This window comes from Acinetobacter sp. I-MWF, from assembly GCF_025433935.1.
Classification (GTDB): Bacteria; Pseudomonadota; Gammaproteobacteria; order Pseudomonadales; family Moraxellaceae; genus Acinetobacter; species Acinetobacter guillouiae.
The window spans coordinates 1-319 of the sequence record NZ_JAMBAR010000010.1 but is presented as its reverse complement, the minus strand read 5'-3'; the positions used below and the strand labels follow the sequence as shown (position 1 = coordinate 319).

The following is a 319-nucleotide window of genomic DNA, read 5'->3' as shown; positions in this document are numbered from 1 at the left end:
TAAAGCGGGTGATGTTTCTGCAAACTCAACAGATGCAATCAATGGTAGTCAGCTTTATACGACAAACCAGAATGTAGCTCAGAATAGCAAAGACATCGCAACCAATACGTCAAATATCGCAACGAATACATCAAATATTGCGACCAATACATCTGACATCACGACTTTAAAAGGTGGCTTTAACTTACAAACCAACGGTAAGAACAGTGGTTCGATTAAAGCGGGTGACACGGTTGATATTGGTGTAGCAACTCCAGCGGATACTAACCTTACAGCAACCAAGACAGGTAATAATGTCGCATTTGCTTTAAGCAAAGAC

General features: G+C 40.8%; 1 pseudogene. It reads left to right on the top strand.

The annotated features are described in order from the left end of the window. Window positions 1-319: pseudogene (locus M2R48_RS21120) on the top strand (hypothetical protein); the annotation flags it as partial.